Here is a 26,685-nt window from a genome sequence, read left to right on the forward strand (position 1 = left end):
CAAAGAAACTATGGCTAAGATTGCAATGGTGGCGGGAGAGGCCTCCGGAGACTTGCTGGGCTATCACCTCATTCAGGAGCTGAAGTCACTACAGCCTGAGATTGAGATTTTTGGTATCGCTGGCCCTAAAATGATGGGCCTGGGTGCCAAATCCTTATTCCCGATAGAACGATTGTCCGTGCGAGGATACCTCGAGGTGCTCAAGCATTTGTGGGGCTTGTTAAAGCTGCGCAAGCAGCTCTACAAACACATTCTTAAAGAACAGCCTGATGTGTTTATTGGGATTGATGCGCCGGATTTCAATTTTTGGCTGGAGCGTAAACTCAAGGCCAAAGGTATTGCGACGATTCATTACGTCAGCCCTTCGATCTGGGCCTGGCGTCCCAACCGTATTCATAAAATCAAACGCGCAGTTTCACATATGCTGGCGCTGTTTCCGTTTGAACCACCGCTTTACCAGCAGGTGGGTGTGCCTGTGACCTATATCGGCCATCCGTTGGCAGATGCCTTGCCGATGGAGCCAGATATTGGCCAGGCCAGAGAAAAACTCAAATTGAAAAAAAATCAGGTGGTGATCGCCATGTTGCCTGGCAGCCGCCAGTCAGAAGTGGCGTTTCATGCTGAGTTATTACTAGAAACCGCCATCGTGTTTGACCGCTTAATGCGTGAAAACGGGCAGCAAGTCCAGTTTCTGGTGCCGCTGGTGACGCGTGAAACCCGCGATATTTTCACCAGTGCCTGGCACCAGCTGTTAACGCAAAAACCGGATACGAATATAGACCTGCAAATCATGTTTGGCCACGCCCATGACGCCATGACCGCTGCCGATGCGGTGTTAGTTGCCTCTGGCACCGCGACACTTGAAGCCGCATTGCTGAAAAAACCCATGGTGATCACGTATAAAATGTCCAATATGAGCTGGCAACTGCTTAAACGCATGCGCTTGCAGCCTTATGTCGGTTTGCCCAACATTTTGGCTGGTGAGTTTATTGTGCCCGAGTTGCTGCAAAAAGAAGCGACCCCTGAGCAGGTGGCACAAACGCTCTACAATTTGCTGGCAGACAAAATAGGCCTCGCCAACTTGCAGGAGAAATACCGCCACATTCATGCCCAGCTTAAACAAAACAGTGCGCAAAAAGCTGCCGCTGTGGTCAAGCAGTTTTTACGGGCCTGAGACGAATGCAACGCTTATGTGGCATTGATGAAGCGGGCAGGGGGCCATTGGCAGGCGCCGTCTATGCCGCTGCAGTCATCCTGGATCCGGCTCGCCCCATTAGTGGCCTCGCCGACTCCAAAAAACTGTCTGAAGCCAAGCGCGATGCATTGGCGGTTGAGATCAAAGCGCATGCCCTGGCCTGGGGTATTGCCAGCGTTAGCGCACAAGGAATCGACGACATGAATATCCTGCAAGCCAGCCTGCTTGCCATGCAGCGCGCCTATCAGGCCATGGTCGAGCAGTTTGGGGTGCATGCCACCCTGATTCAGGTGGATGGTAATCGCTGCCCTAAGTTTGAATTACCTTGTGAAGCGATCGTCAAAGGGGATAGTAAAGTGGCTGAGATTTCTGCAGCCTCTATCCTTGCTAAAACCGCCAGGGATGCTTCTTTGTTGGTGCTGGATGCGCAGTATCCACAATACGGTTTTGCGCAGCATAAAGGCTATCCAACTGCGTTACATCTTGAGCGTTTGACGCAATATGGCATCACGCCTGAACATCGCCGTAGTTATGGCCCAGTGAAAAAACTGATTCTTTCCAGCTGAGCCTCGGTTGTCATCCGCGAAATAAAAAGCCGCTGATTGAGCGGCTTTTTACATTGGCTTGCGGGCCAGAACTCTTTATTCAATCAGTTGTGCCGTTTTGCCTGCTTTACCATTCATGGCATCGGCATCTGGCAGCGGCTCTTTACGTGCTGTGATGGTTGGCCAAACGGTCGATAGGCGCGCGTTGAGGGCGATAAAGTGTTGCTGGTCTGCAGGTACGTCGTCTTCAGCATAAATGGCTTCTGCAGGACACTCGGCGACGCACAGCGTGCAGTCAATGCACTCGTCCGGGTTAATGGCCAGGAAGTTAGGGCCTTCAACAAAGCAATCTACCGGGCATACATCGACGCAGTCGGTATATTTGCATTGAATACAATTTTCGGTTACTACATAAGTCATGTTCTAAATCCTTAGTGGGCTTTGCGGGCCAAAACGATATTTTATTGCAATTTAGTCAAATTGACGATGTGTTGCTTTGTTTCTGATCAAACTATCATGCCAGCGCCAACCGTATTGTTGCTGCTTTCGTCAATGACAATGAAAGCCCCAGTAGCACGGTTTTTGTCGTAACTGTCGACCATCAGTGGCTGTGCCAGTTTAAAGCTCACGCGCGCGATATCATTCATTTTAAGATCGCTGGTGGCTTGTTGCTCCAGTGTATTCACATCTACTTTATAGTGAATGCTGCCAATTTTGGCTTTGGATTCGCGCGTAGTGTGGCGCACGATGTAAGTACGGGCAGGAGAGAGCGGGGTCTCGGATAGCCAGCATACATGTGCTTCGATTTGCTTGACAGCCTCTGGCGCTTGGCTGGTTTTGACGATCATATCACCCCGGGAGGTATCAATTTCATCCTCGAGTAACAGCGTAATACTTTGCTCGGTTTGCGCACTTTGCAATAGCTCGTTACCCAGTTGAATCGCTTTGACTTTGGATTGATAGCCATTTGGTAAAACTGTGACGTCATCGCCGACGGCAATGGAACCAGATTCAACGCGGCCCATAAAGCCACGGAAGTCATGCAGCTCTGGGTTGGCAGAGTCGTGTGGGCGGCAGACAAACTGTACCGGGAAGCGGAATGGTTCAGCTTGGTCACTATGTGCAGCAGGTGCGGCTTCCAGGATGTCGAGCAAGGTTTCGCCCTGATACCAGTTCATATTGTCCAGACGGTCTACCAGCATGTCGCCATTGAGGGCAGACATCGGCAGAAACTTGATATCACGCGCTTGCGCCAGGCCAATTTCAGTCGCAAACGCAATATAGTCAGCTTTGATCTTTTCATAAGTGGCTTGGTCGTAGTTCACCAGGTCCATTTTGTTCACGGCGACCACGATATGTGGAATACCCACCAGGTGTGCGAGGTAGCTGTGACGGCGTGTTTGCGTCAGTACGCCTTTGCGCGCATCAATCAAAATGATCGCCAAGTTAGCAGTAGAAGCTGCGGTGACCATGTTGCGTGTGTATTGTTCATGGCCAGGGGCATCCGCAATGATGTATTTACGTGTGCCGGTGCTAAAGTAGCGGTAGGCAACATCGATGGTAATACCTTGTTCGCGCTCGGCTTGCAGGCCGTCGGTTAGCAGTGACAAGTCGACTGCTTCCATGCCGCGTTTTTGTGAAGTGCGTGCAATATTGTTCAGCGTATCGGCCAAAATGGTTTTGGTGTCATACAGCAAACGGCCAATCAAGGTACTTTTGCCATCATCCACGCTGCCGCAGGTCATAAAGCGCAGCAAAGAGTCGTTATGTGGTGTTGTCATATTAGAAATAACCTTCTTTCTTGCGCTGCTCCATAGAAGCATCGGACGTTTGATCGTCCAGGCGAGTCGCGCCGCGCTCGGTAATGGTAGTGGTGGCGGTTTCAACCACGATTTTGCTCACGTCATCGGCGTCGGAAATCACCGGCGCAGTACACGTGACGTCACCCACAGTGCGGAAGCGTACCTGCATATTGATGACTTCTTCGCCTGCTTTAGGCTGGTTGATCACTTCGCCAGAGGGCAGTGACACATTGACCGGGAAGATGGCCCCGTGACGCATGACGATATCGCGCTGGTGGGCAAAGTAGATGCTAGGCAGTTCGAGTTTTTCACGCTCAATATATTGCCAAACGTCCATTTCAGTCCAGTTGGAGATCGGGAAAGCACGGATGTTTTCGCCTTTGTGCACACGGGCGTTAAACAGGTTCCAGAGTTCAGGGCGCTGATTTTTCGGGTCCCACTGGCCAAACTCATCACGGAAACTCATGATGCGCTCTTTCGCGCGGGCTTTTTCTTCGTCGCGACGTGCACCACCGATACAGCAATCAAAGCCAAATTCTTCAATCGCCTCGAGCAAGGTCACAGACTGGTGCTTGTTGCGCGGCTCATCCGGGGTTTTTAATACCACGGTACCGCGTTTCATGGAGTCTTCTACCGAGCGCACAATCAGGCGCTCGCCGAGCTCAGCCGCACGCTGGTCACGAAAGTTCACTACTTCCTGATAATTGTGACCGGTGTCGATGTGCATGAGCGGGAACGGGAAGCGGCCAGGGCGGAAGGCTTTTTCTGCCAAACGCAAAATGCACAGTGAATCCTTACCGCCAGAAAACAGCAAGACCGGGTTGGCGCACTGGCCTGCGACTTCGCGCAAAATATGAATGGCTTCAGCTTCTAGCCAGTCGAGATGAGATAAAGGTTGTTTTGTTGTCATAGTTTTCAAATCTAGCCGCGGATAAACGCGGATAAACGCAGATAAAATCCAAAAATTTAAAGCTTCAAATACATAGGGACTCGCCAGAAAAATCTGCGTTTATCCGCGTGCATCTGCGGCCAGTTATTTTTTTACATGCAAACCGCACTCTTTGCTGTCTGGGTTTTCCCACCACCAGCGGCCGGCGCGGATATCTTCACCCATGGCGACTGAGCGCGTACAAGGGGCGCAGCCAATGCTGGGGTAGAACTGATCGTGCAGGCCGTTGTAAGGCACCTCAAACAGCCGGATGTAGGCCCAGACTTCTTTTTCTGTCCAGTCACTCAGCGGGTTGAATTTTTCCAGTTGGTTGCCTGCGTCAAACTCGCGCACAGGTAAGCTGGCACGCGTCGCCGCTTGCTCTGCACGCATGCCGGTAATCCAGGCCTGCTTGCCAGATAGCGCACGTTGCAATGGTTCGACCTTGCGCATATGGCAGCACGCTTTGCGCAGCTCGATGCTCTCGTAGAAGGCATTGATGCCTTGTGTGCGTACATAGGTTTCCACGGCTTCGTGTTTAGGGAAAAACACCAGCGGCTTGATGACGTAAGTCTGCTCGACTTCGCCCATCAGCGTATACGTTTCCGCAGGTAGGCGACCGGTATCCAGTGAGAAAATCTCAATCGCCAATTTTTCTTTGGCGATGAGGTCAGTCAGCATCATGTCTTCTGCGCCGTAGCTGTTGGCAAACGTAATGGCAGGGAACTCAGCCGCAGCTGCTTGCAGCAAGGCCAGCACTTGCGCACGTTTGGCGTGTACGCTGGCTACTAGCGCGTCTGTCAGCTCTGGGCGCGTGGCCGGGTTGCTGGCCGCTGGTTTGAGCATGCTGACGCCGACACTCATGCGCGGTTCACTCTGCGCCACACAGGCACGTCTGCCACGCCGCCTTGGTAAGGTTGGCTGAAGTCGTTCAAGCTGGCCAGTGCATCTTCTGCGGAGCGGTCAGCACGGATTAAAAAGCTATTAAAACCGGCGCGTTTATGAAAAAACAATTGGTCTCGCAAAACGTCACCAATCGCACGCAATTCGTTTTTAAAACCAAAGCGGGTGCGCAACCAGTTGCCCAGGGTGAAGATGCGGCCATCGGCAAAACGCTCTACAAACACCGCAATCAGTGGCAGTGTGTTGAGGTCGGGAAATTCTGCCTGCAAGGCTTCGGCGGTTTCGTTGGTCGCTAGGATAATACCCAGTTCACCAGCGGCCAGGCGTGATTGCAGCTCAGCTTTACGTGCTTGCCAGATAGTCAGCGGGACCAGAATCTTGCCTGTGGCAGGAATCTCGGTATTGGCAATTTGTTCAGCTGTATAAGTTTGTTCGCCGGTCAGTTTAAACAGGACGACTTTACCAGCCTGTTTACGCACAGACTCTTCACCGGCCGCCGGTGGGACCACACGGGTCCACGCATCTGCGACAATGCTGGCTTGGCCGTCGGCGGCCAATTGAATCAGTTGGCTCATTATGCAGTTTCCTTTTCAGCGTAAACGTGGGCTTTGAACGGGGCGACGCCTAAACGACGCACGGTATCAATAAAGCGCTCTTCGTCCTGGCGCTCACGTACATAGACTTCGATCAGGCGCTGGACCACGCCCGGCATTTCTTCTGCCGAGAATGAAGGACCAATCACTGAGCCGATGCTGGCGTCGTTGCCTTGTTTGCCGCCAACGGTGACTTGATACCATTCGGAACCGTCTTTATCCACGCCCAAAATGCCGATGTGGCCAACGTGGTGATGGCCGCAAGCGTTCATGCAACCAGAAATGTTGAGTTCCAGGTCACCAATTTCATACAGGTAATCGAGGTTGTCGAATTGCATTTGAATCGCTTCGGCAATCGGGATCGACTTGGCGTTGGCCAGGCTGCAGAAATCGCCGCCTGGGCAGCAGATAATGTCCGTCAGCAAGCCAATGTTTGGTGTTGCCAAACCAGCCGCGCGCGCTTTTTCCCACACGGCAAACAGGTCGGAAACTTGTACGTCTGCCAAAATCAGGTTTTGCTCATGTGATGAACGCAGTTCGCCAAAACTATAAGCATCGGCCAGGTCTGCCACCACGTGCATTTGCTCGCTGGTGATGTCACCCGGCGCTTTGCCATGTGGCTTGAGTGACAGCGTCACGGCACGGTAGCCAGGCACGCGGTGCGGTTGTACGCAACGTTTAACCCAGGCAGCAAAGGCCGGATTGCTGGCCACGGCAGCGTCAAAAGACGCATCATGCGCAGGCAGCGTTTTGTATGGCATCGGCTCAAAGTACTTGGCCACGCGATCCAGTTCGTTTTGTGTGATGGTCAGTGGGCCATCTTTTAAATGCGCCCATTCTTCTTCCACCTGGCGTTTGAATTCTTCAATGCCCAGTGCTTTAACCAAAATCTTGATACGCGCTTTGTAAGCGTTATCACGACGGCCGTGGATGTTGTAGACACGAATCACGGCTTCGCAGTACGACAACACGTGTTGCCATTCCAGGTGCTCGCGGATCACGGTGCCCAAGATAGGCGTACGGCCCAGGCCACCACCGACCCAGACTTTAATCGCCATCTGCTCTTGTGCGTCTTTAAAGAATTCGAGGCCGATATCGTGTGCTTGCACAATGGCGCGGTCTTTTTCGGTGCCTGACACGGCAATTTTGAATTTACGTGGCAGCAGGGCGAACTCAGGGTGGAAGGTACTCCACTGGCGCATGATTTCTGCAATCGCACGTGGATCAATAATCTCGTCTGGCGCAATGCCTGCGAACTGGTCAGTTGTGATATTGCGGATGCAGTTGCCAGACGTCTGAATGGCGTGCATCTCTACTGTTGCCAATTCGGCCAGAATATCAGGGGTGTCTTCCAGTTTTGGCCAGTTCAATTGCAGGTTTTGGCGGGTGCTAAAGTGGCCATAACCACGGTCATATTTTTTAGCAATATCACCGAGCTTGCGCATTTGTTTGCTAGAAATGAGCCCGTAAGGCACGGCGATACGCAACATCGGCGCATGGCGTTGAATATACAGGCCGTTTTGCAAGCGCAGCGGGCGGTATTCTTCATCCGTCAGCTCGCCAGCCAGGTAGCGGCGCGTCTGGTCGCGATATTGGGCGACACGTTCGTTAACAATTTGTTGATCTATAGGGTCGTATTTATACATGCTTGAGTCACTTTGTTCGCAAAAAGCGAAGAGGCAATATTTTAATGGAAAACTAGCTTAAAGCCTACAAAAATCAATATCATAGCCAGCGCAATGCGCACCCAGTGCTCTGCGACGCGAGAACTCAGGTGGCTGCCGAGATAAATGCCTGGGATAGAACCAATCAGTAAGGTGCCCAGTAACTGGTAGTCTATGGTGCCCAGCGAAGCGTGGCCCAATCCAGCGACCAGTGTCAGCGGAACGGCATGCGCAATATCACTGCCAACAATAGTGGTGATTTTTTCTTTTGGGTAGAGCAAAATCAGCGCCGTGACGCCCAGCGCGCCAGCACCGACCGAGGTTAGGGTAACGAGTGCGCCCAGCACCACGCCCAGCGCGACGGTGGCCCCTGGCACCACGCGTGCTGGAATCCACTCTCCTTTGGCCACCAGAGACATCAGTTTGTTGCGCATTAACACGGCGACTGAGGTCACAATTAAAGCAACGCCCAACCAAAACTTGATGGTAGACACGACATTGCCTGATTGCAGATCCATACTGTGCAGTGACCACAAGGTCAGCATTGAAGCGGGTATGCTGCCCATGGCCAGGCGTTTGACGATGCCCCAGTCAATATTGCCGAGTTTACCATGCGCAAAAATGCCGACCGACTTGGTGATCGATGCGTAAAGTAAGTCTGTGCCAACGGCCACGGCCGGTTTGATGTTATAGATGAGCAGTAGAATGGGGGTCATTAAGGAACCGCCGCCCACGCCTGTTAATCCGACCAAAAAACCAACGACAAACCCTGCCAGTATGTATCCGAATTCCATGAGGAGTATCTTTTGAAAATGTTAGCTGCCGGATAATATCAGGCTTTTAATCATTGATTTAATAATCAAATGTTCTATGATATAGCATTTGGTTATATGGGGTCGGGTGATGAAATTCCACCAGTTGCGCTATGTGCATGAGGTTGTGCGCCAGCAATTAAATATTTCTGCGGCGTCAGAAGTTTTGCATACCTCGCAGCCGGGTGTCAGCAAGCAGATCCAGTTACTGGAAGCTGAGCTGGGGCTGCAAATTTTTCAGCGTAATGGTAAACGTTTAATCGGTGTGACCGAGCCTGGCCGTAAAATCGTTGAGTTGTCGGCGCGTGTGATGCTGGATATGCAGAATATCAAACGGGTTGGTGATGAGTATAGCCGCGAAGATACCGGTGAGTTGACCATTGCGACCACACACACGCAGGCGCGCTACCGTTTGCCCTCGGCAGTGAAGCAGTTTATTGCGCAATATCCCAATGTGAAATTGACGATCCATCAGGGCAACCCGGCACAGGTGACTGAGTTGGTCGCGTCCGGGGAGGCTGATGTCGGTATTGCGACAGAAAGTATCAGTAATGATGAGCGATTATCTTGCCTGGCTTGCTATGAGTGGAATCGCTGCCTGGTGGTGCCGCCTGAGCATGCATTGTTAAAAGCGAGCAAGTTAACCCTAAAGGATTTGGCCAGCTTTCCTTTGATTACCTATGACTTTGCCTTTACTGGCGGCACGCTGGTGTCCAAGGTGTTTCATGATGCTGGTTTGCAACCGAATGTCGTGTTTACCGCGATTGATGCCGACGTGATTAAAACCTACGTCAACCTCGGCTTGGGCATCGGCCTCATCGCCAATATGGCGTATGAAGAAGTCCGAGATGCGCCGCTCAAAAGTCTGGACTGCAGCCATTTGTTTCCCGATAGCACCACCTATCTCGGTGTGCGCCGCGATGCTTTTTTACGTGACTACATGCTCAATTTTATTACCATGCTGTCGCCGCAATACGACAAACGAACCGTGCAGCGTGCGCTGCATCAGGACTTGTGATCGCAGTCACAATCAAGCTGTCTGCACCGTGCTGTAATCAAATAATTCATTATATAAAGGGACCATCATGCGTTTATTTATTTGCATGCTGTGTTGGTTGAGCATCAGCCTGACATGGGCAGCGCCCGCACATGTGCGTGTGATTGGTCACGGTATGCCAGATGTCGACCTAGATAACGCAATTTATGAGGTGCCGGTCAAACCTGGCGTGACCTATCAGGACCTGGTGGATAGTTTAAAGTCGATTTCAGAAGGCATGAACTTCGTTAATCCTGCCAATTTTCCAATTGGTGAGCATATGAAGCTGCGCGGCCAGGATCCGCAAGGCGTTAAAGAAGTGCGCACCTTTTGTAATTTAAGCATGGGCACCGAGATTATTCTCGACCATCCCGAATTTCTGGTATTTGCGCCTTGCCGCCTGGCCATTTACGAAAAACCAGATGTCAGCGGCAAGCGACAACTGTATCTTGGCCTGGACCGGCCCACGCATGATTTAAAAAATATCAAACAGCCCACCGCCAGAGCGCAAGCCTCGGCACAACAGCTTGAAGATGCATTGATCGAGTTGATGGAAAAAGCGCGGCGCGGCGATTTTTAATATTTACAAAGACATTCTTTAAGCCACAGAGTACACAGAGCGCACAGAGCGCACAGAGAAAAGCCATCGGTGTGTATTACGGCGATGAAAGCATCAGAAATCGCATGTTGCAGAGACTTTCTCTGTGTCCTCTGTGCTCTCTGTGGCTAAAATTTTTAAATCATTTCGTCCTTCCGGCAAAACAACAATCTTCCTCTTTTATCAGCCATCGCCTATACTCAACTTAACTTTAATTGTTTGAGTACACACCATGGTTCAACCTATGCTTATCGCAAAAAATAATGATGTCGACAGCGTGATGCTGCCAAAAATGGCGAACCGTCATGGCTTGATTGCAGGCGCCACCGGCACAGGTAAAACCGTCACGCTGCAAAGCCTAGCCGAGCAGTTTTCGCGCATTGGTGTGCCAGTGTTTATGGCCGATGTGAAAGGTGACTTGTCTGGCATGAGCCAGGTCGGTGGCGGTAATGCCAAGGTTGAAGCGCGGGTGCAGCAATTGGGGCTGACTGATTATGCCAATAAAGCCTATCCGGTGATGTTTTGGGATATGTTTGGCGAAAAAGGCCATTCGGTACGCACCACGCTCAGTGAAATGGGCCCGTTATTGTTGGCGCGCATGCTTAACCTCAATGATGTGCAGGCCGGTGTGTTAAATGCGATTTTCAAGATTGCTGATGACAATGGCATGCTGTTGCTGGATATGAAAGACCTGCGCGCCATGGCGCAGCATTGTGCTGAAAATTCAGCTACTTATCAAACGCAATACGGCAATATTTCCACCGCCAGTGTCGGCGCCATCCAGCGTGCTTTGCTGCAACTGGAAACCGAGGGCGGCGATATCCTGTTTGGTGAGCCCGCGCTTAACCTCGAAGATATGATGCAAACCGATGCCAAAGGATTGGGATTTATTAATATTCTGGCGGCGGACAAATTACTCAATTCGCCACGTGTATACGCGACCTTGCTGTTGTGGATATTGTCCGAATTGTTTGAAAAGTTGCCGGAAATCGGCGATATGGAAAAACCTAAATTAGTGTTTTTCTTTGATGAGGCGCACTTACTATTTAATGATGCCCCGACTATTTTGATGCAAAAAATTGAACAAGTGGTGCGTTTGGTACGTTCCAAAGGCGTAGGCGTCTATTTCGTCTCACAAAACCCGCTCGATATTCCGGATGTGGTGCTGGGCCAATTGGGTAACCGCGTACAGCATGCTTTGCGTGCCTTTACGCCGCGTGACCAAAAAGCCGTGCAGGTGGCGGCGCAAACCTTCCGTGCGAACCCCAAACTGAATGTGGCAACGGCCATTACCGAGTTGGGCGTGGGGGAAGCACTGGTCTCATTTTTGGATGAAAAAGGCGCACCAACGCCAGTAGAGCGCGTGTTTGTCTGTCCGCCAGAGAGTCGGGTTGGCCCGGCCACCGACGCTGAGCGCAAGCAGGTGATGGCGCAGTCGCTGGTGGCTGGTGTTTACGACAAACTGGTTGACCGCGAATCGGCCTATGAGATTCTCAAACAGCGGGCAGACCAGGCGGCCTCGGCCACACAGGCGCAAACGCAAAAAGAAGAAGAGGGCTCTGGCTTTGATCTCGGCGGCATTTTAGGCGGCAAAACCAGCCGTTCAGATTCAGTGCTGGAATCAGCCGCCAAGTCTGCGGCGCGCGCGATTGGCTCGCAACTGGGGCGCGCCATTATCCGTGGTGTGCTGGGTTCTATCCTTGGTGGCAGCAAGACCAAGCGCTAATCTAACCTCGTCAGCCCAATCAGGACATCTGCATGTTAAGTGATATCGACATTGCCCAGGCCGCGACGCTACAGCCGATTGTAGAGATTGCTACCAAAGTTGGTTTGTCGTCACATGACTTGCATGCCTATGGCCAACATATGGCCAAATTGACGCAGGCAACGGTGAACCGCTTGCATACACGGCCAGCCAAAGCCAAACTGATTTTGGTCACGGCAATCAATCCGACACCCGCCGGTGAAGGAAAAACCACGACGACGGTTGGCTTGACCGACGCCTTGAATCAGGCCGGTTATCATGCCTTGGCCTGTTTGCGTGAGCCTTCACTGGGGCCGGTGTTTGGCATGAAGGGCGGCGCTACGGGCGGTGGGTATGCGCAGGTGGTGCCGATGGAGAATATCAACCTGCACTTCACCGGCGACTTTCATGCGATTAGTGCGGCGAATAATCTGCTGGCGGCGCTGATTGATAATCATATTTACCATGGCAACGCCTTGGGTTTTGAGCATGTGAGCTGGCGCCGTTGCATGGATATGAACGATCGTGCCTTGCGGCGCATCACGCTGGAAAATGATGTGTATACCGGCTTTGATATTACGGTGGCTAGCGAAGTGATGGCGATTTTCTGTCTGGCAACTGACCTGGCGGATTTAACACGCAGGTTGGGTCAGATTCAGGTGGGGTTGAATCAACAAGGAATCCCCATTCTAGCCGGTGACTTACAGGCCGAAGGTGCCATGACTGCCTTACTGAAAGATGCTTTTCAGCCTAACCTGGTACAAACGCTGGAAGGCTCGCCAGCGTTGTTGCATGGCGGCCCGTTTGCCAATATTGCGCATGGCTGTAACTCATTGGTCGCGACGCAAACCGCGTTGCGCCTCGCCGATTATGTGGTGACCGAAGCGGGGTTTGGCGCTGACCTCGGTGCCGAAAAATTCATGGATATCAAATGCCGTCAGTCTGGTTTACGGCCGGATGTGGCGGTGATTGTCGCCACCGTACGCGCTCTGAAATATCACGGCGGTGTTGAAGTGGCTGACCTGAATGGCGAAAACCTGTCAGCTTTAGCCATGGGCGTTGCCAATCTGGAAAAGCATATTAGCAACTTGCGCCAGCACTTTGGTTTGCCAGTGTTGGTGGCCCTCAATCACTTCACTGCCGATACAGAATCGGAGGTCGCCTTGGTCCAGGCTGCCGTTGAGGCATTGGGTGCCAGCTTGCATGTTTGTCGCCACTGGGCGCAGGGTGGTGCGGGCGCGCTGGATCTGGCCCATGCTGTCGCTGCCCAGGTGCAATTGCCAGCTTCGCCGCACTTGCTCTATGCAGATGATTTGTCACTGGCTGAGAAGTTGACCGCAATTGCGCAAAAAATGTATGGTGCCAGCCAGGTGACCTTTAGTGACTTGGCCCAGCAGCAATTGGCGCAGATGCAGGATGCCAGTCGGGGCCTGCCTGCCTGTGTTGCTAAAACGCAATATTCGCTCTCTTGCGATCCCAAGCTGCGTAACGTCCCACAACAGCATGTCTTGCATGTGCGTGAGTTGCGCCTGTCGCGCGGAGCTGGCTTTGTGGTGGCGATTTGTGGTGACATCATGACCATGCCGGGCTTGCCTAAGCAGCCTGCCAGCGCCCGCATCAGTGTGGATGCCGGTGGTAGAATAGTGGGACTTTCCTGAAGCACCTGTCATGCAAACCTTTAGCCAACTCGGTCAGGCCGACCACACCATTAATAAATCCCGTTTTATTGCCCGCGCCAAGCGCTGTGAAGACGAGCGCGAACTCGCCTTGTTTTTACGCCAGTTTGCCATTGATCATCAAACAGCCGGCCACCTGGCCTATGCGTTTAGAATGAAAACGGCAGAAGGGATTGTGGCGCGTTTTTCTGATGCAGGTGAGCCTGCGGGCACGGCCGGTAAACCGATTATGCAGATGCTGGATGGCCAGAATTATGTGAACTGTTGCGTGGCGGTGGTGCGCTATTATGGTGGCATTAACCTTGGCACTGGCGGTTTGGTGCGCGCCTATGGGGGCACCGCCAAGCAGGCAATGGACAAGGCAGGCAGCATGCCATTTGTCGAGATGGTGCACCTCAAGATATCAACCAATTACAAGCGTGTGGATGAATTAACGCGAGAAGTGCAAAAGTGCCATGGCGAGATTCTGGACAAGAAGTTTGATGAAGCTGTCCACTTTTTGCTTAAATTACCGCTAGATGCTGCCAAGCAGTTGCAGGCTAAGTTTTAACCGAATTTCTACCAAACCCTCATCAACCGGAGCCTGTGTGACCCAAACCCAACGATTTGATATTGCAACCTATTTGCTGATGGCGGTCCTGATGTGGCTGGTCTTGCAGGTGCAATTACTGCCAGCCCTGTTAGTTGGTTTGTTGGTGTTTGAGTTGATTCACGTGATCTCGCCGCTAATTGCGCGCAAGTTGCCAGGGAAATACGCCAAATGGCTGGCAGTTGTGTTGATCGCCACCTTGGTGATTGGCCTGCTGGTAGCCTTGGGCATGGGCATTGTCACCTTGATTCGTAGTGATGCCGGTGGCCTCGCCGTATTGTTCGATCAGTTGGCCAAGATTATTGAAGACTCGCGCAAGGTATTGCCGCCATGGCTCAATGAACGCCTGCCGGATGATGCGATCACCTTGCAACAAACTGTCATTGATTGGTTACGTGCGCACTCTGCCGATTGGCAATTGTTGGGCAAAGAGGCCGGACATCATTTGGCACATATCCTCATTGGCATGGTGATCGGCGCCATGATTGCCTTGCACGACGTGCAAACCAAGGTGAATCACAAACCGTTTGCGCAAAGCCTGTTGCAGCGCATTACTTTGTTTGCGCAGGCATTCAAGAATATTGTGTTTGCGCAGGTGAAAATTTCTGCCGTGAACGCGACGCTCACCGGGATTTATCTGGCGGTGATTTTGCCGTTATGTGGCGTGCATTTGCCGTTTACCAAAACCATGATTGCCATTACCTTTCTGGTCGGTTTGTTGCCGGTGATTGGTAACCTGATTTCCAACACCGTGATTGTGATCGTGAGCACCAGTCATTCATTTATGGTGGCCATGGGCTCGTTGGCGTTTTTAATTGTGATACACAAACTGGAGTATTTCCTCAATGCGCGCATTGTTGGTGGTCAGATTCGGGCGTATGCCTGGGAGCTATTGCTGGCGATGTTGCTGATGGAGGCCACCTTTGGGTTGCCGGGTATTGTCGCGGCACCAGTCTATTATGCCTATATCAAGAGTGAGTGCCGTGAACGCGGCTGGGTATAAGCGTCATGATTTAATTAAAAAGGCTCGCACCGGCGAGCCTTTTTAATTGGCTGAGCGCTATTTCAATTTAACCAAACGGGTTTCCAGTGTTTTGCCACCACTAATTTTATCCATCTGGTCGCCGCTGACTTGGCTCAGCTGTGCTAGCCTGTCGTCCGGGTGCGGGTGGGTCTGGAACAGCAATGCCACGCTGCCATCGTTATTATTGATGGTTTCCATGTCTTGCAGCACCTCTGCCAAGCCATAGGCGTCATAACCCGCGCGGGCCGCCAGCACGGTGCCCATGCTGTCGGCTTCAAACTCGGCACTCTTATCCAGATTGCGCGCGCTGATTTCAGCCCCTGTTGATACCGCACGTTGCGTCAGTTTGTTTTTGCTGATTTTGTCTTTGAGAAAAGAAGTCCCCACATCCAGCAATGCCTGTTTTTGCATCACTTTCAGGTGGTGTTTTTGCACAACGTGGGCGATTTCGTGGCCTAATACACCTGCCAGTTGTGCCTCACTGGTCAGGCGTAGGTACAGGCCTTTGGTGATCAATACATAACCGCCAGGCGCAGCAAAAGCGTTGACGTCATTGCTATCAATCACACCAAAGTGCCAGGGTAAGTCAGCCCGCTCTGATTGACTGGCGACCCAGCGACCGACTTTGTTCACGTACTGCTGTAAGGCTGCGTCATTGACCAGTGGCGCAGCGCCGAGAATGGTACCTGTGACATTGCGGCCAACGGCGATTTCATCTTCGCGGCTAGGATTTTTCCAGTTAATGTTGGCCAGTTTATCTTGTGCCGAGGTATTGGCCTGGCTGTCAGTCGCCTGGGTCTGCTCGGGTTTGCTGCTGGTGCCCAATTGTTCATTCACAGCATCTTTCAGCACGCCTTTCAGGTCGAGCGCAGAGGCGGTGCTCCATGCGACGCTGCTACACAGTGCAAGCATCATGGCCTGTTTTAAGGTCTTGTTCATTGTGCGCTCCCGGTAAAATAAGGATAGCTGCGGCTACTGAGGCCGCCACTGCTGGCAAACTGTTTGGCTTCTTCTGCGTTGACGGTATAGCTTTCCAGTTTTTTGGTTTCTGCTTCGTTAAATTGCGCCGTTTTCAGGTCTTCGGCACTCAGGCCGCGAATGCCTGTGGTCGACACCACTTTGCCCGTGCCGCTGCGGCCAGTCGCCACGCCCACTACACCGGCGACATTACTTCCGCCAGCACTGTTGCGTTTCACCGTGAGCAAACGCACCCAGCCGGTTTTGCCTGCCACCTTAATTTGTAGCCAGGCGCCTTTTTTAGTGAGGATGTCTACGGCATCGTTTTTATTGACGCTGCCGACCACCTTGGCATCGCTAAAGGTATCTGCACGCAGTTGGTCGGCCTTGAGGGCGACCCCGGTTTCGGCAGCCACGACCTGGCTGCAAGCCAGTGCCGTCACTAGCCAGACTAAGCTTTTTTTCATCATACGTTGCTCTCCATATTGTTGTTCTGTGTATGGTTATCGGTGCTGGATAGATGCGCCATTTCCAGTTGTATCACGGCTTGTGCAAACAAAATACGCCATTGTGCTGCCAGTTGTGACGCATGGTTGGCAATCTTGCCCTGATGGGTGCTGTAACGCACCACTGGCGTGCCCGGTAGACTCAGTTGATTAAGTAATGTTTGTAATTGGGCTGACAATTGTTGTGCATCTTGCTGCGCCGCCTCGCGGTAAGTGGTTTCGGGCGCATATTGCCAGCTGACCATCACCATATCGCCAAACAAACCCCAGATACCGCTTTGGGTGCCGGTTAAAATATCAATTTGCGTCGGTGCGCGGCAGGCTTGTTCAATTTCACGACGAATGCGTTTCATCGCCGCATCACCCAATGTTTCCGGGCTTTCAATCGTAATCGGCATCAGCAGTACTTCCAGCTCCGCGCTGTTAGAAGTGAGGCCAAACGCCAGCCAGCGTTGCAAGGCGCGGTCGGTTGCCAGTGCGTAGATTTTAGCCACGCCGAAATACGCCACCGCCCAAAAAATAGGCGCGGCCAAATCGAGGTAGGTATGAAACAGGTTGATAGCGAGGTAAGACAACACCAGCAAGCCTATCTGGCTACCAGTAAACACGCCGTTAAAGCGGTCGCGATCAACTTTAAAGTAAAACGCCAGCGTGGTGAGCCACACCAGTAAAAAGCTCAGCAGGATATACGGCAGTTTACCGCGCCAGACCTTGAGGTAATCCTGATGCAGGCTGTTATCCAGCGCGGTGGCGAGAATCTCCACGCCAGGAAACTGTTTGTCCATGGCAGTTGGTTTAATATCGAACAGGGCAGGGGCGGTAGAGCCGATGATGACAATTTTGCCTTTAAACTCATCTTTTACACGCGTGGGCTTGGCGCTGGTAAGGTCGCGATACACATCTCTAAAACTCACATAGCGGTAAGTAAACGGTTTGCCGCGCCAGTTGAGCAACATTTCGTCTGGCGTATCACGACTGATCTCGCCCTGGGCATCGGCCACTACTAATGGCAGGGCAGGTAAAGTCCAGCCACGGTCCTGGTGGCGCATGCGATATTGTCTGACCACGCCATCGTTATCCGGGTATACGTTGTGGGTGCCCAGGCGGCCCGGCTTCCAGGCGCCTTTAAAATAAGGTGGGATCGCAGCAAACGTCGCCTCTTTGTCAGCATCTGCTGCGGCAACCAGCCCGGGGATTTGCGCATAGGTCAGCTGGCTCTGGCTATCCTGGCTGGCATCCAGGCGCAGCAATGGAAAGAAGCAATGCTGGCACTCGGTGATGACATCATTAAAGTAGCTGTCGCTGTCGGGGTTGTAGACATCTGCATCCGAAAACACAATATCAAACACAATCGCCGCGGGCTGTTGCTGCTGGATGTTCTCGACCAGTTCGCCTATCACCTGACGTGGCCACGGCCAGCGGCCATATTCCTTGGCCATGGCGTCGAGGCTGGCTTCATTGATGTCGATGATGACAATATTCTGGTCCGCTGCCGGTTTCAACACGCGGTTTTTCACCATCAGGTCAAACGCTTTGTCGCGCATATTCTGGCCGACATGAAACACGGCGGCGTCGAGCAGAATCACCACACTGAATAACAGGGCAAGATACAGGTAAAAGTTATTCTTTAGTTTTCGGGTCAGGCTGGCCAGCCAAAAGCCCAGCATCAATTTGAGTTTTAACATATCACTCCCTTGTTATTGTTTACCTGATTCAGGTGATACTTGTTTCTGGTTTTTTGCGGCTGGCGCCGGATGACCCGAACGGGTCATTGTGACCACCTAGCATCGTCAGTATTCTAGCAACATCACAAGGACGCAGCGATGATCACCCGCTTAAATCTGAACATTTTGTTATTCGGATTTTTGCTTTTGTTCATCATCGGCATCTTGGATGCTTTTGTGTGATTGTGGCGTGTTTTTCAAGTTTAAAGTCTCTTTATAGCCCCGCCAGTGCGGGGTTTTTTCTTTTTTAATCCCCTCATTGCTTTATCTTTTCGTCAGCGGCGTAGTCAGGCCCGTCATATAAGCTTCATGCCAGTGAAAACTTTCTGACATACAGTTTTTCAAGAATGCTCATGGTGACACAGCGCTCACACGGTGCTGTGGCAGACAATATTTAATTAAGCATTCAGAGAGGAAGTTCAGAATGAAGCTAAAACCATGGGTGTTGGCAGGTTTGCTCGGCGCAGCAGCACTGTCTCAGGCACAGGCAGCAGAGTTGATTCAAAACGGTGGGTTTGAGGTGCAGGGTGTAGATAGCTACGACATCTCTGGCTGGCAAGTCGGCGAGCAAGGCTTTTTGGGTGGCGTGTTGTCAGAATCCGGTACGGTGTCAGAAGTGACTGGCAACACAACGGTTGGCGCTTATCAAGGCAGCTACTATGGCCTGCTGGATAACTATGGCCTCGCGGCTAGCGTGCTGTATCAGTCATTTACCACCGCGGCTGTGAGCCAGGCGACCTTGTCATTCCAGATGTTTGTGAATAACCAGTATGCGACGACCGAGATCGATGCCGCAGGCCTGGATTACAGCGTAGACGCGACTGACCATGCGAACCAGCACGTGCGTGTCGATGTGCTCAAGGCTGGCAGCGATCCATTCTCTACCAATAGCGCAGATATCCTGCAAACACTGTATGTGGGTGGCGCCAATGGTGGCCTGGCAGTCAATGACTACGTTAACTATCAGTTTGACCTCTCATCTGCACTGGCAGGCGGTGGTAGCTATGTGTTGCGCTTTGCCACGGTGGCTAACCAGGGCTCACTGCAACTGGGTCTGGATAACGTCAGCTTGCAAACGGTTTCATCGGTGCCAGAAGCAGATACCAATGCCTTGATGCTGGCTGGCTTAGGGTTGATGGCGGCAGTGATGCGTCGTCGCTATTCATAACTTACAATATTAAAACCTGATAAAGGAAATGATCATGCAATTGTTTAATGTAAAACGCACTGCCATGGTAGCCATGCTGCTGGGCTCACAACTGTTGTCTTCTGCAGCGATGGCTGAAGATGCACAGTTTTGGCTGAATGATGGTGCAGCTAGCCTGAATGACAGCAAAAAACTGGTTCCAAACGCTAAAAAAGCCAAAAACGTGATTTTGTTTGTTGGTGACGGCATGGGTATCTCTACCGTGACTGGCGCACGCATTTTTGAAGGTCAACTCAAAGGCATCGACGGTGAGCGTCATAAACTGTCTTTTGAAGAGTTTCCTTATGTTGCACTGTCTAAAACGTATTCTACCAATCAGCAAACGGCTGACTCTGCGCCAACCATGACCGCCATCATCTCCGGCGTCAAAACCAATGATGGTATTTTGTCATTGAACCAGTCTGTCGCGCGTAACGAGCCTAGCCCAGCCGTATTAAACGCTAACAAAGTAACGACTTTGCTGGAGCAGGCCGAGCAAGCCGGTAAATCTACTGGTGTGGTGTCTACTGCGCGCATCACCCACGCCACGCCAGCTGCGACTTATGCCCATATTTCTAACCGTGACTGGGAAGCTAACGCTAACCTAACCGCTGCGGCTGCCAGCAACGGTGTGAAGGATATTGCTGCACAATTGATTGATAATTTTGGTAACGGCAAAATCGGTGACGGCATTGACGTCGTGTTTGGTGGTGGCCGTAGCTACTTCCTGCCTAACAGCATGACCGATATCGAAGGCACCAAAGGCCGCCGTACCGATGGCCGTAACCTGACACAAGAATACGTGAGCAAGTTTGGTGGCGTGTATATTGAGAACCAGACGGCATTTAATGCACTGAACCCGGCCACGACGACCAAAGTATTGGGCCTGTTCAATCCATCGCACATGGAATACGAGCAAGACCGTCCTAACGATATCGCTGGCGAGCCTTCACTGGCTGAGATGACCGGCAAGGCGATTGATATCCTCAAGAAAAACCAGAACGGTTACTTTTTGATGGTAGAAGGCGGCCGTATTGACCATGCTTCACATGCAGGTAACGCCTACCGCACCTTTAAAGATGCCGTGGCATTGTCTGATGCAGTGCGTGAAGCGGCCTCCAAGGTCAATATGAACGACACATTGATCATTGTCACGGCTGACCATAGCCACACCTTGACCATTGGTGGTTATCCAAAACGTGGCAACCCGATTCTGGGCAAAGTGGTTGAACCAGGTAAAACAACGCCAACGCTGGCAGCAGATGGCAAGCCTTACACCACAGTGAGCTTTGCTAACGGCCCTGGCTACCACACCAACTCCCCAGGCGATGCGGTGTACAACGAGTCTATCGCTGCTGGTCGTGTAGTGGATATGTCTGGCGTGGATACTGAAGATCCTGATTTCCACCAGGAAGCGTTGGTCCCATTGAGCTCAGAAACCCATGCCGGTGAAGAGGTTGCGATTTACGCGGTTGGCCCTAAAGCCTACCTGGTACACGGTGTGCAAGAACAGAGCTATATCTACCAAGTGATGAAAGATGCTTTTGGCTTCTAAATGGCAGTACGCTGTTAAATAGCAAGTAATGGCAGGGCAGCTTGTGGCTGCCCTGATCCCTTTGGTTGGAATGGAAAAACATGATATTGAAAAAATCCGCTGGATGTCTGGCACTACTGTTAATGAGCGCTGCCGCCATGGCAGATGACGTAGTGAATGCGCGTTATGAAACCGTGCAATGTGCGTCACCCTGCAAGGCCGAAGAAGCCAAACATATACAGTGGTGGCTGATGCGTGACACCAATCAGGTGGAGATCCGCAATCTGTATCAAAACGGTGAGCCTGCACATCACAGCAGTCTGTGGCTGAAAAAACCAGCCGGGCAAATGAATTATGTGTATTTGATGCACGACGAACGTCGCGCGATTGATTATGCCGATGTCGATTTGAAATTACTGTCTATCAAGACCGATGAGCCGTTCTGGCAGTTAAAGTCGCAATTGGTCAGCGACAGTGAATTGGCCAGTTTGCAAAAAGTGGCCGCAGAGACCAGCACGCAGTATGGTTATCCGGTAGAAAAATACGTGGGCACATTAGGTGATGGCATCCGCAGCGAAGTCTGGTGGATTCCGGCCTTGAAACTGCCTTATAAAGTGGCATATACCTATCCGCAGCACACGGTGAATATCCAGTTGCAGGCACTGCAACCGGCCGCCAAGGCAGGCCAGCCGGTAGAGATCGCGCCTGCCACCTCGCTGACGGCATTGAGCAACTACCAGCATGTGGATTATGCTGACCTCGGCGATATGGAGCACAATCCTTCTGAAATGCAGTGGCTGGCCAAAGCGCACGGCGCGCCTGGCTTGCAGGGGCATAGTCACTAGGTTTCGCCTGTTTTGCAGGCGCACTGTCACTAAATTGCTCGCTTAATCTTTCACCCGCATCGACGTAGCGAATTTGTGCTACGTCGATGTGGCGTACACGGTCATCGGCTATAATGCCGCCATGACGCTTCAAATTATTCAGTTACTCCTGTTGTTGCTCGTGATTGCCATGCAGGTCTGGCAGTGGCGCACGCAGCAGCAAGCCGCACAGCAGGCTCTTGCACAACTACTTTCCCAACAGCTAGAAGAAAAACACCGTTTGATGATGAGCGAGATGCACCAATCGCTTAATCAACTGGCAGACCGATTGCAAAGCTTAAATACCGATCAGCAGGATCGTTTGCGCGCGCAGTTATCACAAGAGCTCACCGCCACCCGCGAAGCCATGCAAGCCTTACAAGTCGCGCAGCGTGACCATTTAAGCCAGAGTAGCGATCAACTCAGCCTGAGTTTGCGTAATGGTTTGTCCGAGCAAGGCATGTTGCAGCAAAATTTGCTTAAAACCGCCTTGCAAACCACCACGCAAAGCCTGACGCAAAGCATCGAGTCACTGACCAAGATTGTAGATAACCGTCTGGAAGAAATGAGCGGCAAAGTTTCTGTGCGCCTGGAAGAGGGCTTTAAAAAAACCAACGAGACTTTTGTCAGCGTCATGGAGCGTTTGGCCACCATTGATGAAGCGCAAAAGAAAATTGATGGTCTGAGTGTGAATGTGGTGAGTTTGCAAGAGCTGCTGGGTGACAAACGCAGCCGTGGAGCCTATGGCGAGGTGCAGTTGGAAGGCCTGGTGCGCAATGTGTTGCCCGCCAGCAGCTTTGCTATGCAGCATACCTTAAGCAATGGCGCGCGCGTGGACTGTGCCTTGTTCTTACCTGAGCCGACTGGCACCGTTGCAGTAGACAGTAAATTTCCGCTGGAAAATTATCACCGTATGATTGATAGCAGTCTGGGCGAATTGGTGCAGGCGCAGGCTTCCAAATTGTTTAAAGCTGATATTAAAAAACATATCGACGACATCAGCACTAAATACATTATCGCCAATGAGACTTCTGACGGTGCGGTGATGTTTATTCCGGCTGAAGCGGTGTTTGCCGAGATTCATGCCTACCATGGCGATGTGGTCGATTACGCCATGCAAAAACGGGTGTGGCTGGTGTCACCCACCACCTTGATGGCGGTGCTCAATACCGCACGGGCGGTGCTTAAAGATGTCGAGATGCGTAAGCAGGTGCATATCATTAAAGATGAGTTGGGCAAATTAAGTAAAGATTTTGACCGCTTTGATACTCGCATGAAAAAACTGGCCGATAATATCCGCCAGGCACATGAAAACGCACAGGATGTGCATATCAGCAGCCAGAAAATTTCCAGGCGTTTTGCCCAGATTGAAAAAGTCGAACTGGCGCAGACCGCAGGCTTGGAAGCCCTGGAAATGCTGGATGAATTAGACGAGGCTGGAAAGAATACTCCCACATGAATATCACCATTTTATATTTCGCTCGCATCAAAGAAGTCGTCAATTACTCCTCTGAAGAGGTGGCGTTGCCAGACGGCGTAGAAACTATCGTCGCACTCAAGTCCTGGCTGTCCGGCCGTGGTGACACCTGGCAAAAGCTGTTTAGTGGCGGCGGGGTTGTGCGTGCAGCCATTAACCATGAGTTGGTGGATGACATGGCTACCTTTGAGGATGGCGATGAGGTGGCGTTTTTTCCGCCAGTAACCGGAGGCTGATTTGAGCGAATCTGTTTATCTTAATATCTCGGTGCAGCCAGAGGATTTTGAGATTGGCACTGAGTTGCAGCAACTGCGCGCCGCCACGCCGCAAGCGGGAGCACTCGTCAACTTTGTCGGGCTGGTGCGAGAGATGTCTGCCGCTGGCCAAATCAGCGAGATGGTGATTGAACATTACCCAGCCATGACCGAAAAAGCCTTACAGCAGATTGCACAACAAGCCGCACAACGCTGGTCGCTGCTGGGCATACGCATGATTCATCGCGTTGGGCCACTCACGGCACAGGCGCAGATTGTGCTGGTGGCGGTCACCAGTTTGCATCGGCAAGCCGCGTTTGAAGCTTGCGCTTTTATGATGGATTATTTAAAAACAGAGGCGCCTTTCTGGAAAAAAGAAATTGGTGGTTTTGGTCAGCACTGGGTTGAGGCCCGGGTGTCCGATGAACAAGCAAAACAACAGTGGCAAAAGAATAGTGGAAAGTCTCCTACATGATGCAAGTACTGAGTCCTAATGAAATGACGGTTTCTTACAAACTGTCGCCCATGTCGTTTGAATCTACCGCAGAGCTGCTGGATGCCGCAGACCTGGGGCTCAACGATTACGGCTGGAAATTGCAGCCTGAGGCGCAAAAAACATTAATGATGGGGCTGTCGCTGGCGCAAGCGGGCTGTAATGTGCTGGTGCTGGGCACGCCAGGCTCCGGCCGCGCTGCGCTGACCATGGCGGCGATGAAGGCGTCGGCGGTCACCGGCATTGATAGCTCATTGACCGACCTGGTGGCGCTTTACGATTTTAGTCAGCAATCCTCGGTGAACTATATTAAATTACCTGCCGGGCTGGGGGCGCAATTGCGCACGGTGATGGATTCTTTTATCAAGACACTGATTGCTGAGATGCAGCAGTGGATTGATGCCAGTGGTCAGGTCAATCTGTCACAAGCGGAAACCTGGCTGGAAGAGCGCGTGGATGGCTTGCGTTCACAATTAAGCAGTGCCAAGTTATCGCCCTTTTTCAATCTCATCAAGCCGGAAGTGCTGGCTTATTTGCAAGCCTGGCAGCAAGTGGGTAACGATGGCGACAATGGCGCCGATAGCATTGTGAATGAGGGCTTTTTATCGCGCTTTCGCGTGAATTTGCTGGTAGATCAGCGCGCTAATCTCACTTCAGGCGTTAAGCAGCCCGTGGTCGAAGAAAAAGACCCCGGATTTGCCGCCTTGTTTGGCATGATAGAGACGGCCGCCGGTGAATCGGCACAATGGCCGGAGTTTTTGCGTTTGCGCGCCGGCAGCTTGCACCAGGCCGATGGTGGCATGCTGCTGTTGCATTTGCGTGACCTGATGCAGGATGAAAGCAACGGCAGTGCCTTGCTGGAAAAACTATACCGTTTGATGCGCAATCGCGAAGTGCAGATTGAAGACTGGGCCAACCACGCCCAGCAAGGCGCTGGTGGCAATCGCCATAGCGCGCTGCCTGTGCATGTGAAAATTGTCATGATTGCCAGCCGCGAAGATTATTACGATTGCCTGGAAGCACAGCCGGATTTCTTTGATTTCTTTCCGATTAAAGTGGAGTTTGAAGATCGCGTTAGCGCCACGCTGGATAATTACGCCTGGATTGCCGGTTACATCGCACGTAAATGCCAGCAGCAGGCGCTGTCGCACTTTAGTGGCGCGGCAGTCAATGTGCTGTTGCAGTTTATGCATAGGCTGGAAGAAGATCAGGGCCGCATCAGCACAGGTTTTGCACACTTGGACCAACTCATGCATGAAAGTGCCGCCGTGGCAGCAGAGGCACGCTTGATTACTGATGCGCATGTCAAACAGGCCCTGTCAGCCCGCTTGTTGCGCCAGCAGTTTTTTGAGGCGCAGATTCGTGACTCGATTATTGATAACGAATTGCTGATTCAGGTACACGGTAACGTGGTGGGCCAGGTCAATGGCTTGACTCATATCGAGTTGGGAGATGCCAGTTTTGGTTCGCCGATCCGCATTACCGCGCGGTGTTATCCTGGCCGCAGTGGCGTCATTAATATCGACCGCGAAGTGAATATGAGCGGACCGACCCATGATAAGGGCATTTATATTTTACAAAACTGGCTCAGTGCCAGTTTTTGGGCACTGGCGCCACTGAGCCTGAATGCCTCGCTGGTGTTCGAGCAGGAATATACCGGTGTTGAGGGCGATTCTGCTTCTTGTGCCGAGTTATTTGCGTTGCTTTCCGCCCTGACTGGCTTGCCAATTAAACAAGGCATGGCCGTGACCGGTGCGCTCAACCAGTTTGGTGAAGTGATGCCGATTGGCGGTATTAATGAAAAGATTGAGGGTTATTTCCGTGTCTGCGAGGCCTTGGGCTTAAATGGCGAGCAGGGCGTGATTATCCCTAAGCGTAATCAGCGCCACCTGGTGCTCGATGACAGCGTGGTGACGGCGGTGAATAATGGCATGTTTAAAATCATCGCCATTGATCATGTGCTGGAAGGGATTGCCCACCTGACCGAGTGCGAAGCCGGGACGCAAGAGACAGATGGCACCTATGCGGGTGATACGCTGATGGCGAAAGCGCAGAATGCCCTCGCCAGCTACCGCCATACCTTGGAGCGTAACCAAGCGCGTATGAGTTATTTTCAGCAGCATCAAGACCCTTTGAATCTCTAAGCGAATGCCACGCACTCATCATCGCAAGCAAGAAGCGCCGCCAGAAAAGGACGACGGTTGTCGTTTGGATAAATGGTTGTGGGCGGCGCGCTTTTTTAAAACACGCAGCTTGGCCGCCGAAGCGGTGGAGGGCGGTAAAGTGCGTATTGATGGCGACCGTGCCAAAAATGCGCGCGAAATGAAGCCGGGCATGCGCGTCAGCATCAAAAACAAGGATATGCAGATTGAGGTCGAAGTACTGGCGTTAAGCAATGTGCGGCGCGGTGCGCCCGAGGCTGCCTTGCTCTATCGCGAAACCGAAGAAAGCCAGCGCATACGCCAGCAGGCACAGGAGACGGGCGCCGACCAGTTTGCTGAACGTGACCGTGGCCTGGGGCGCCCCACCAAACGGCAGATGCGCGATATCCAGCGCTTTACCGGCCGCGGCTAGCTGTTTAG

26 protein-coding genes are annotated in these 26,685 nt (G+C 52.0%); 16 read left to right on the plus strand and 10 right to left on the minus strand.

The features are described from left to right. Positions 1-10 precede the first annotated feature (10 nt). A complete protein-coding gene (lpxB, locus tag E6Q52_RS11080; protein ID WP_292822000.1) occupies positions 11-1,174 on the plus strand; it encodes a lipid-A-disaccharide synthase in 1,164 nt (387 codons plus the stop codon). A gap of 5 nt (positions 1,175-1,179) precedes the next feature. Beyond that, the gene (gene rnhB / locus E6Q52_RS11085; protein WP_292822002.1) at positions 1,180-1,761 is read left to right on the plus strand and encodes a ribonuclease HII; all 582 of its coding nucleotides are present in this window, start codon (positions 1,180-1,182) and stop codon (positions 1,759-1,761) included. A 75-nt stretch (positions 1,762-1,836) separates the two neighbouring features. On the opposite strand, the gene fdxA is transcribed toward rnhB, so the two are convergent. The 7 genes from fdxA to E6Q52_RS11120 form a co-directional block, all read right to left on the minus strand. Next, positions 1,837-2,160: a ferredoxin FdxA gene (fdxA, locus tag E6Q52_RS11090; RefSeq protein WP_292822004.1), complete on the minus strand. Its 324-nt coding sequence runs from the start codon at positions 2,158-2,160 to the stop codon at positions 1,837-1,839. Positions 2,161-2,246: 86 nt separating this feature from the next. Then, positions 2,247-3,521: a sulfate adenylyltransferase subunit CysN gene (cysN, locus tag E6Q52_RS11095; RefSeq protein WP_292822006.1), complete on the minus strand. Its 1,275-nt coding sequence runs from the start codon at positions 3,519-3,521 to the stop codon at positions 2,247-2,249. Between the two features lies 1 nt (position 3,522). Further along, positions 3,523-4,452, minus strand: coding sequence for a sulfate adenylyltransferase subunit CysD (cysD, locus tag E6Q52_RS11100; RefSeq protein ID WP_292822008.1), 930 nt, complete (start codon positions 4,450-4,452; stop codon positions 3,523-3,525). A gap of 123 nt (positions 4,453-4,575) precedes the next feature. Then, positions 4,576-5,334 carry a phosphoadenylyl-sulfate reductase gene (locus tag E6Q52_RS11105; protein WP_292822010.1) on the minus strand — a complete coding sequence of 253 codons (759 nt, stop codon included), beginning with the start codon at positions 5,332-5,334 and terminating at the stop codon, positions 4,576-4,578. After that, positions 5,331-5,948 (minus strand): DUF934 domain-containing protein, encoded by a 618-nt coding sequence (locus tag E6Q52_RS11110; protein ID WP_292822012.1) that lies wholly within the window; start codon positions 5,946-5,948, stop codon positions 5,331-5,333. The genes E6Q52_RS11105 and E6Q52_RS11110 overlap by 4 nt, the downstream gene beginning before the upstream one ends. Beyond that, the gene (locus tag E6Q52_RS11115) at positions 5,948-7,612 is read right to left on the minus strand and encodes a nitrite/sulfite reductase (RefSeq protein ID WP_292822014.1); all 1,665 of its coding nucleotides are present in this window, start codon (positions 7,610-7,612) and stop codon (positions 5,948-5,950) included. Before E6Q52_RS11115 ends, E6Q52_RS11110 begins: the two co-directional genes overlap by 1 nt. 41 nt (positions 7,613-7,653) lie before the next feature. Continuing rightward, a complete protein-coding gene (locus E6Q52_RS11120; RefSeq protein ID WP_292822016.1) occupies positions 7,654-8,424 on the minus strand; it encodes a sulfite exporter TauE/SafE family protein in 771 nt (256 codons plus the stop codon). A 109-nt stretch (positions 8,425-8,533) separates the two neighbouring features. On the opposite strand from E6Q52_RS11120, the gene E6Q52_RS11125 reads away from it, so the two are divergent. From E6Q52_RS11125 to E6Q52_RS11150, 6 genes are all read left to right on the plus strand, one after another. Next, on the plus strand, positions 8,534-9,460 hold the full coding sequence (locus E6Q52_RS11125) for a CysB family HTH-type transcriptional regulator (RefSeq protein ID WP_292822018.1): 927 nt from the start codon (positions 8,534-8,536) through the stop codon (positions 9,458-9,460). 67 nt (positions 9,461-9,527) lie between these two features. Beyond that, positions 9,528-10,058 carry a DUF302 domain-containing protein gene (locus E6Q52_RS11130; RefSeq protein ID WP_292822020.1) on the plus strand — a complete coding sequence of 177 codons (531 nt, stop codon included), beginning with the start codon at positions 9,528-9,530 and terminating at the stop codon, positions 10,056-10,058. Between the two features lie 250 nt (positions 10,059-10,308). Continuing rightward, complete coding sequence (locus E6Q52_RS11135; protein ID WP_292822022.1) at positions 10,309-11,802, plus strand: helicase HerA-like C-terminal domain-containing protein; 1,494 nt, start codon at positions 10,309-10,311, stop codon at positions 11,800-11,802. Between the two features lie 32 nt (positions 11,803-11,834). Beyond that, positions 11,835-13,478: a formate--tetrahydrofolate ligase gene (locus E6Q52_RS11140; protein WP_292822024.1), complete on the plus strand. Its 1,644-nt coding sequence runs from the start codon at positions 11,835-11,837 to the stop codon at positions 13,476-13,478. A 10-nt stretch (positions 13,479-13,488) separates the two neighbouring features. Continuing rightward, complete coding sequence (locus E6Q52_RS11145; protein WP_292822026.1) at positions 13,489-14,046, plus strand: YigZ family protein; 558 nt, start codon at positions 13,489-13,491, stop codon at positions 14,044-14,046. Positions 14,047-14,083: 37 nt separating this feature from the next. Continuing rightward, entirely contained in the window at positions 14,084-15,088 is a 1,005-nt protein-coding gene (locus E6Q52_RS11150; RefSeq protein WP_292822028.1) for a hypothetical protein, read from the plus strand. A 57-nt stretch (positions 15,089-15,145) separates the two neighbouring features. Here E6Q52_RS11150 and E6Q52_RS11155 read toward each other — a convergent pair whose 3' ends face one another. The 3 genes from E6Q52_RS11155 to E6Q52_RS11165 are packed head-to-tail and all read right to left on the minus strand — an operon-like array spanning position 15,146 to position 18,257. Further along, positions 15,146-16,048 carry a M48 family metalloprotease gene (locus E6Q52_RS11155; RefSeq protein WP_292822030.1) on the minus strand — a complete coding sequence of 301 codons (903 nt, stop codon included), beginning with the start codon at positions 16,046-16,048 and terminating at the stop codon, positions 15,146-15,148. Further along, the gene (locus tag E6Q52_RS11160) at positions 16,045-16,536 is read right to left on the minus strand and encodes an SH3 domain-containing protein (protein WP_292822032.1); all 492 of its coding nucleotides are present in this window, start codon (positions 16,534-16,536) and stop codon (positions 16,045-16,047) included. The genes E6Q52_RS11155 and E6Q52_RS11160 overlap by 4 nt, the downstream gene beginning before the upstream one ends. Next, complete coding sequence (locus E6Q52_RS11165) at positions 16,533-18,257, minus strand: CHASE2 domain-containing protein (protein ID WP_292822034.1); 1,725 nt, start codon at positions 18,255-18,257, stop codon at positions 16,533-16,535. Before E6Q52_RS11165 ends, E6Q52_RS11160 begins: the two co-directional genes overlap by 4 nt. A 463-nt stretch (positions 18,258-18,720) precedes the next feature. On the opposite strand from E6Q52_RS11165, the gene E6Q52_RS11170 reads away from it, so the two are divergent. The 8 genes from E6Q52_RS11170 (at position 18,721) to E6Q52_RS11205 (ending at position 26,677) form a co-directional block, all read left to right on the plus strand. Next, positions 18,721-19,464 carry a PEP-CTERM sorting domain-containing protein gene (locus E6Q52_RS11170; RefSeq protein ID WP_292822036.1) on the plus strand — a complete coding sequence of 248 codons (744 nt, stop codon included), beginning with the start codon at positions 18,721-18,723 and terminating at the stop codon, positions 19,462-19,464. Positions 19,465-19,498: 34 nt separating this feature from the next. Further along, on the plus strand, positions 19,499-21,037 hold the full coding sequence (locus E6Q52_RS11175; RefSeq protein WP_292822038.1) for an alkaline phosphatase: 1,539 nt from the start codon (positions 19,499-19,501) through the stop codon (positions 21,035-21,037). An 80-nt stretch (positions 21,038-21,117) separates the two neighbouring features. After that, positions 21,118-21,861: a hypothetical protein gene (locus tag E6Q52_RS11180; protein WP_292822040.1), complete on the plus strand. Its 744-nt coding sequence runs from the start codon at positions 21,118-21,120 to the stop codon at positions 21,859-21,861. 121 nt (positions 21,862-21,982) lie between these two features. Further along, positions 21,983-23,338: a DNA recombination protein RmuC gene (locus E6Q52_RS11185; protein WP_292822042.1), complete on the plus strand. Its 1,356-nt coding sequence runs from the start codon at positions 21,983-21,985 to the stop codon at positions 23,336-23,338. Beyond that, positions 23,335-23,592, plus strand: a complete 258-nt coding sequence (gene moaD, locus E6Q52_RS11190) for a molybdopterin converting factor subunit 1 (protein ID WP_292822044.1) — start codon at positions 23,335-23,337, stop codon at positions 23,590-23,592. Before E6Q52_RS11185 ends, moaD begins: the two co-directional genes overlap by 4 nt. A 1-nt stretch (position 23,593) precedes the next feature. After that, positions 23,594-24,085, plus strand: a complete 492-nt coding sequence (locus E6Q52_RS11195; protein WP_292822046.1) for a molybdenum cofactor biosynthesis protein MoaE — start codon at positions 23,594-23,596, stop codon at positions 24,083-24,085. Continuing rightward, on the plus strand, positions 24,082-26,247 hold the full coding sequence (locus E6Q52_RS11200) for an AAA family ATPase (protein WP_292822048.1): 2,166 nt from the start codon (positions 24,082-24,084) through the stop codon (positions 26,245-26,247). Before E6Q52_RS11195 ends, E6Q52_RS11200 begins: the two co-directional genes overlap by 4 nt. A gap of 4 nt (positions 26,248-26,251) precedes the next feature. Next, complete coding sequence (locus E6Q52_RS11205) at positions 26,252-26,677, plus strand: RNA-binding S4 domain-containing protein (RefSeq protein ID WP_292822050.1); 426 nt, start codon at positions 26,252-26,254, stop codon at positions 26,675-26,677. Positions 26,678-26,685 lie beyond the last annotated feature (8 nt).

Origin of the sequence: Methylophilus sp. (genome assembly GCF_008015755.1) — a bacterium.
In the GTDB taxonomy this organism is placed as follows: domain Bacteria; phylum Pseudomonadota; class Gammaproteobacteria; order Burkholderiales; family Methylophilaceae; genus Methylophilus.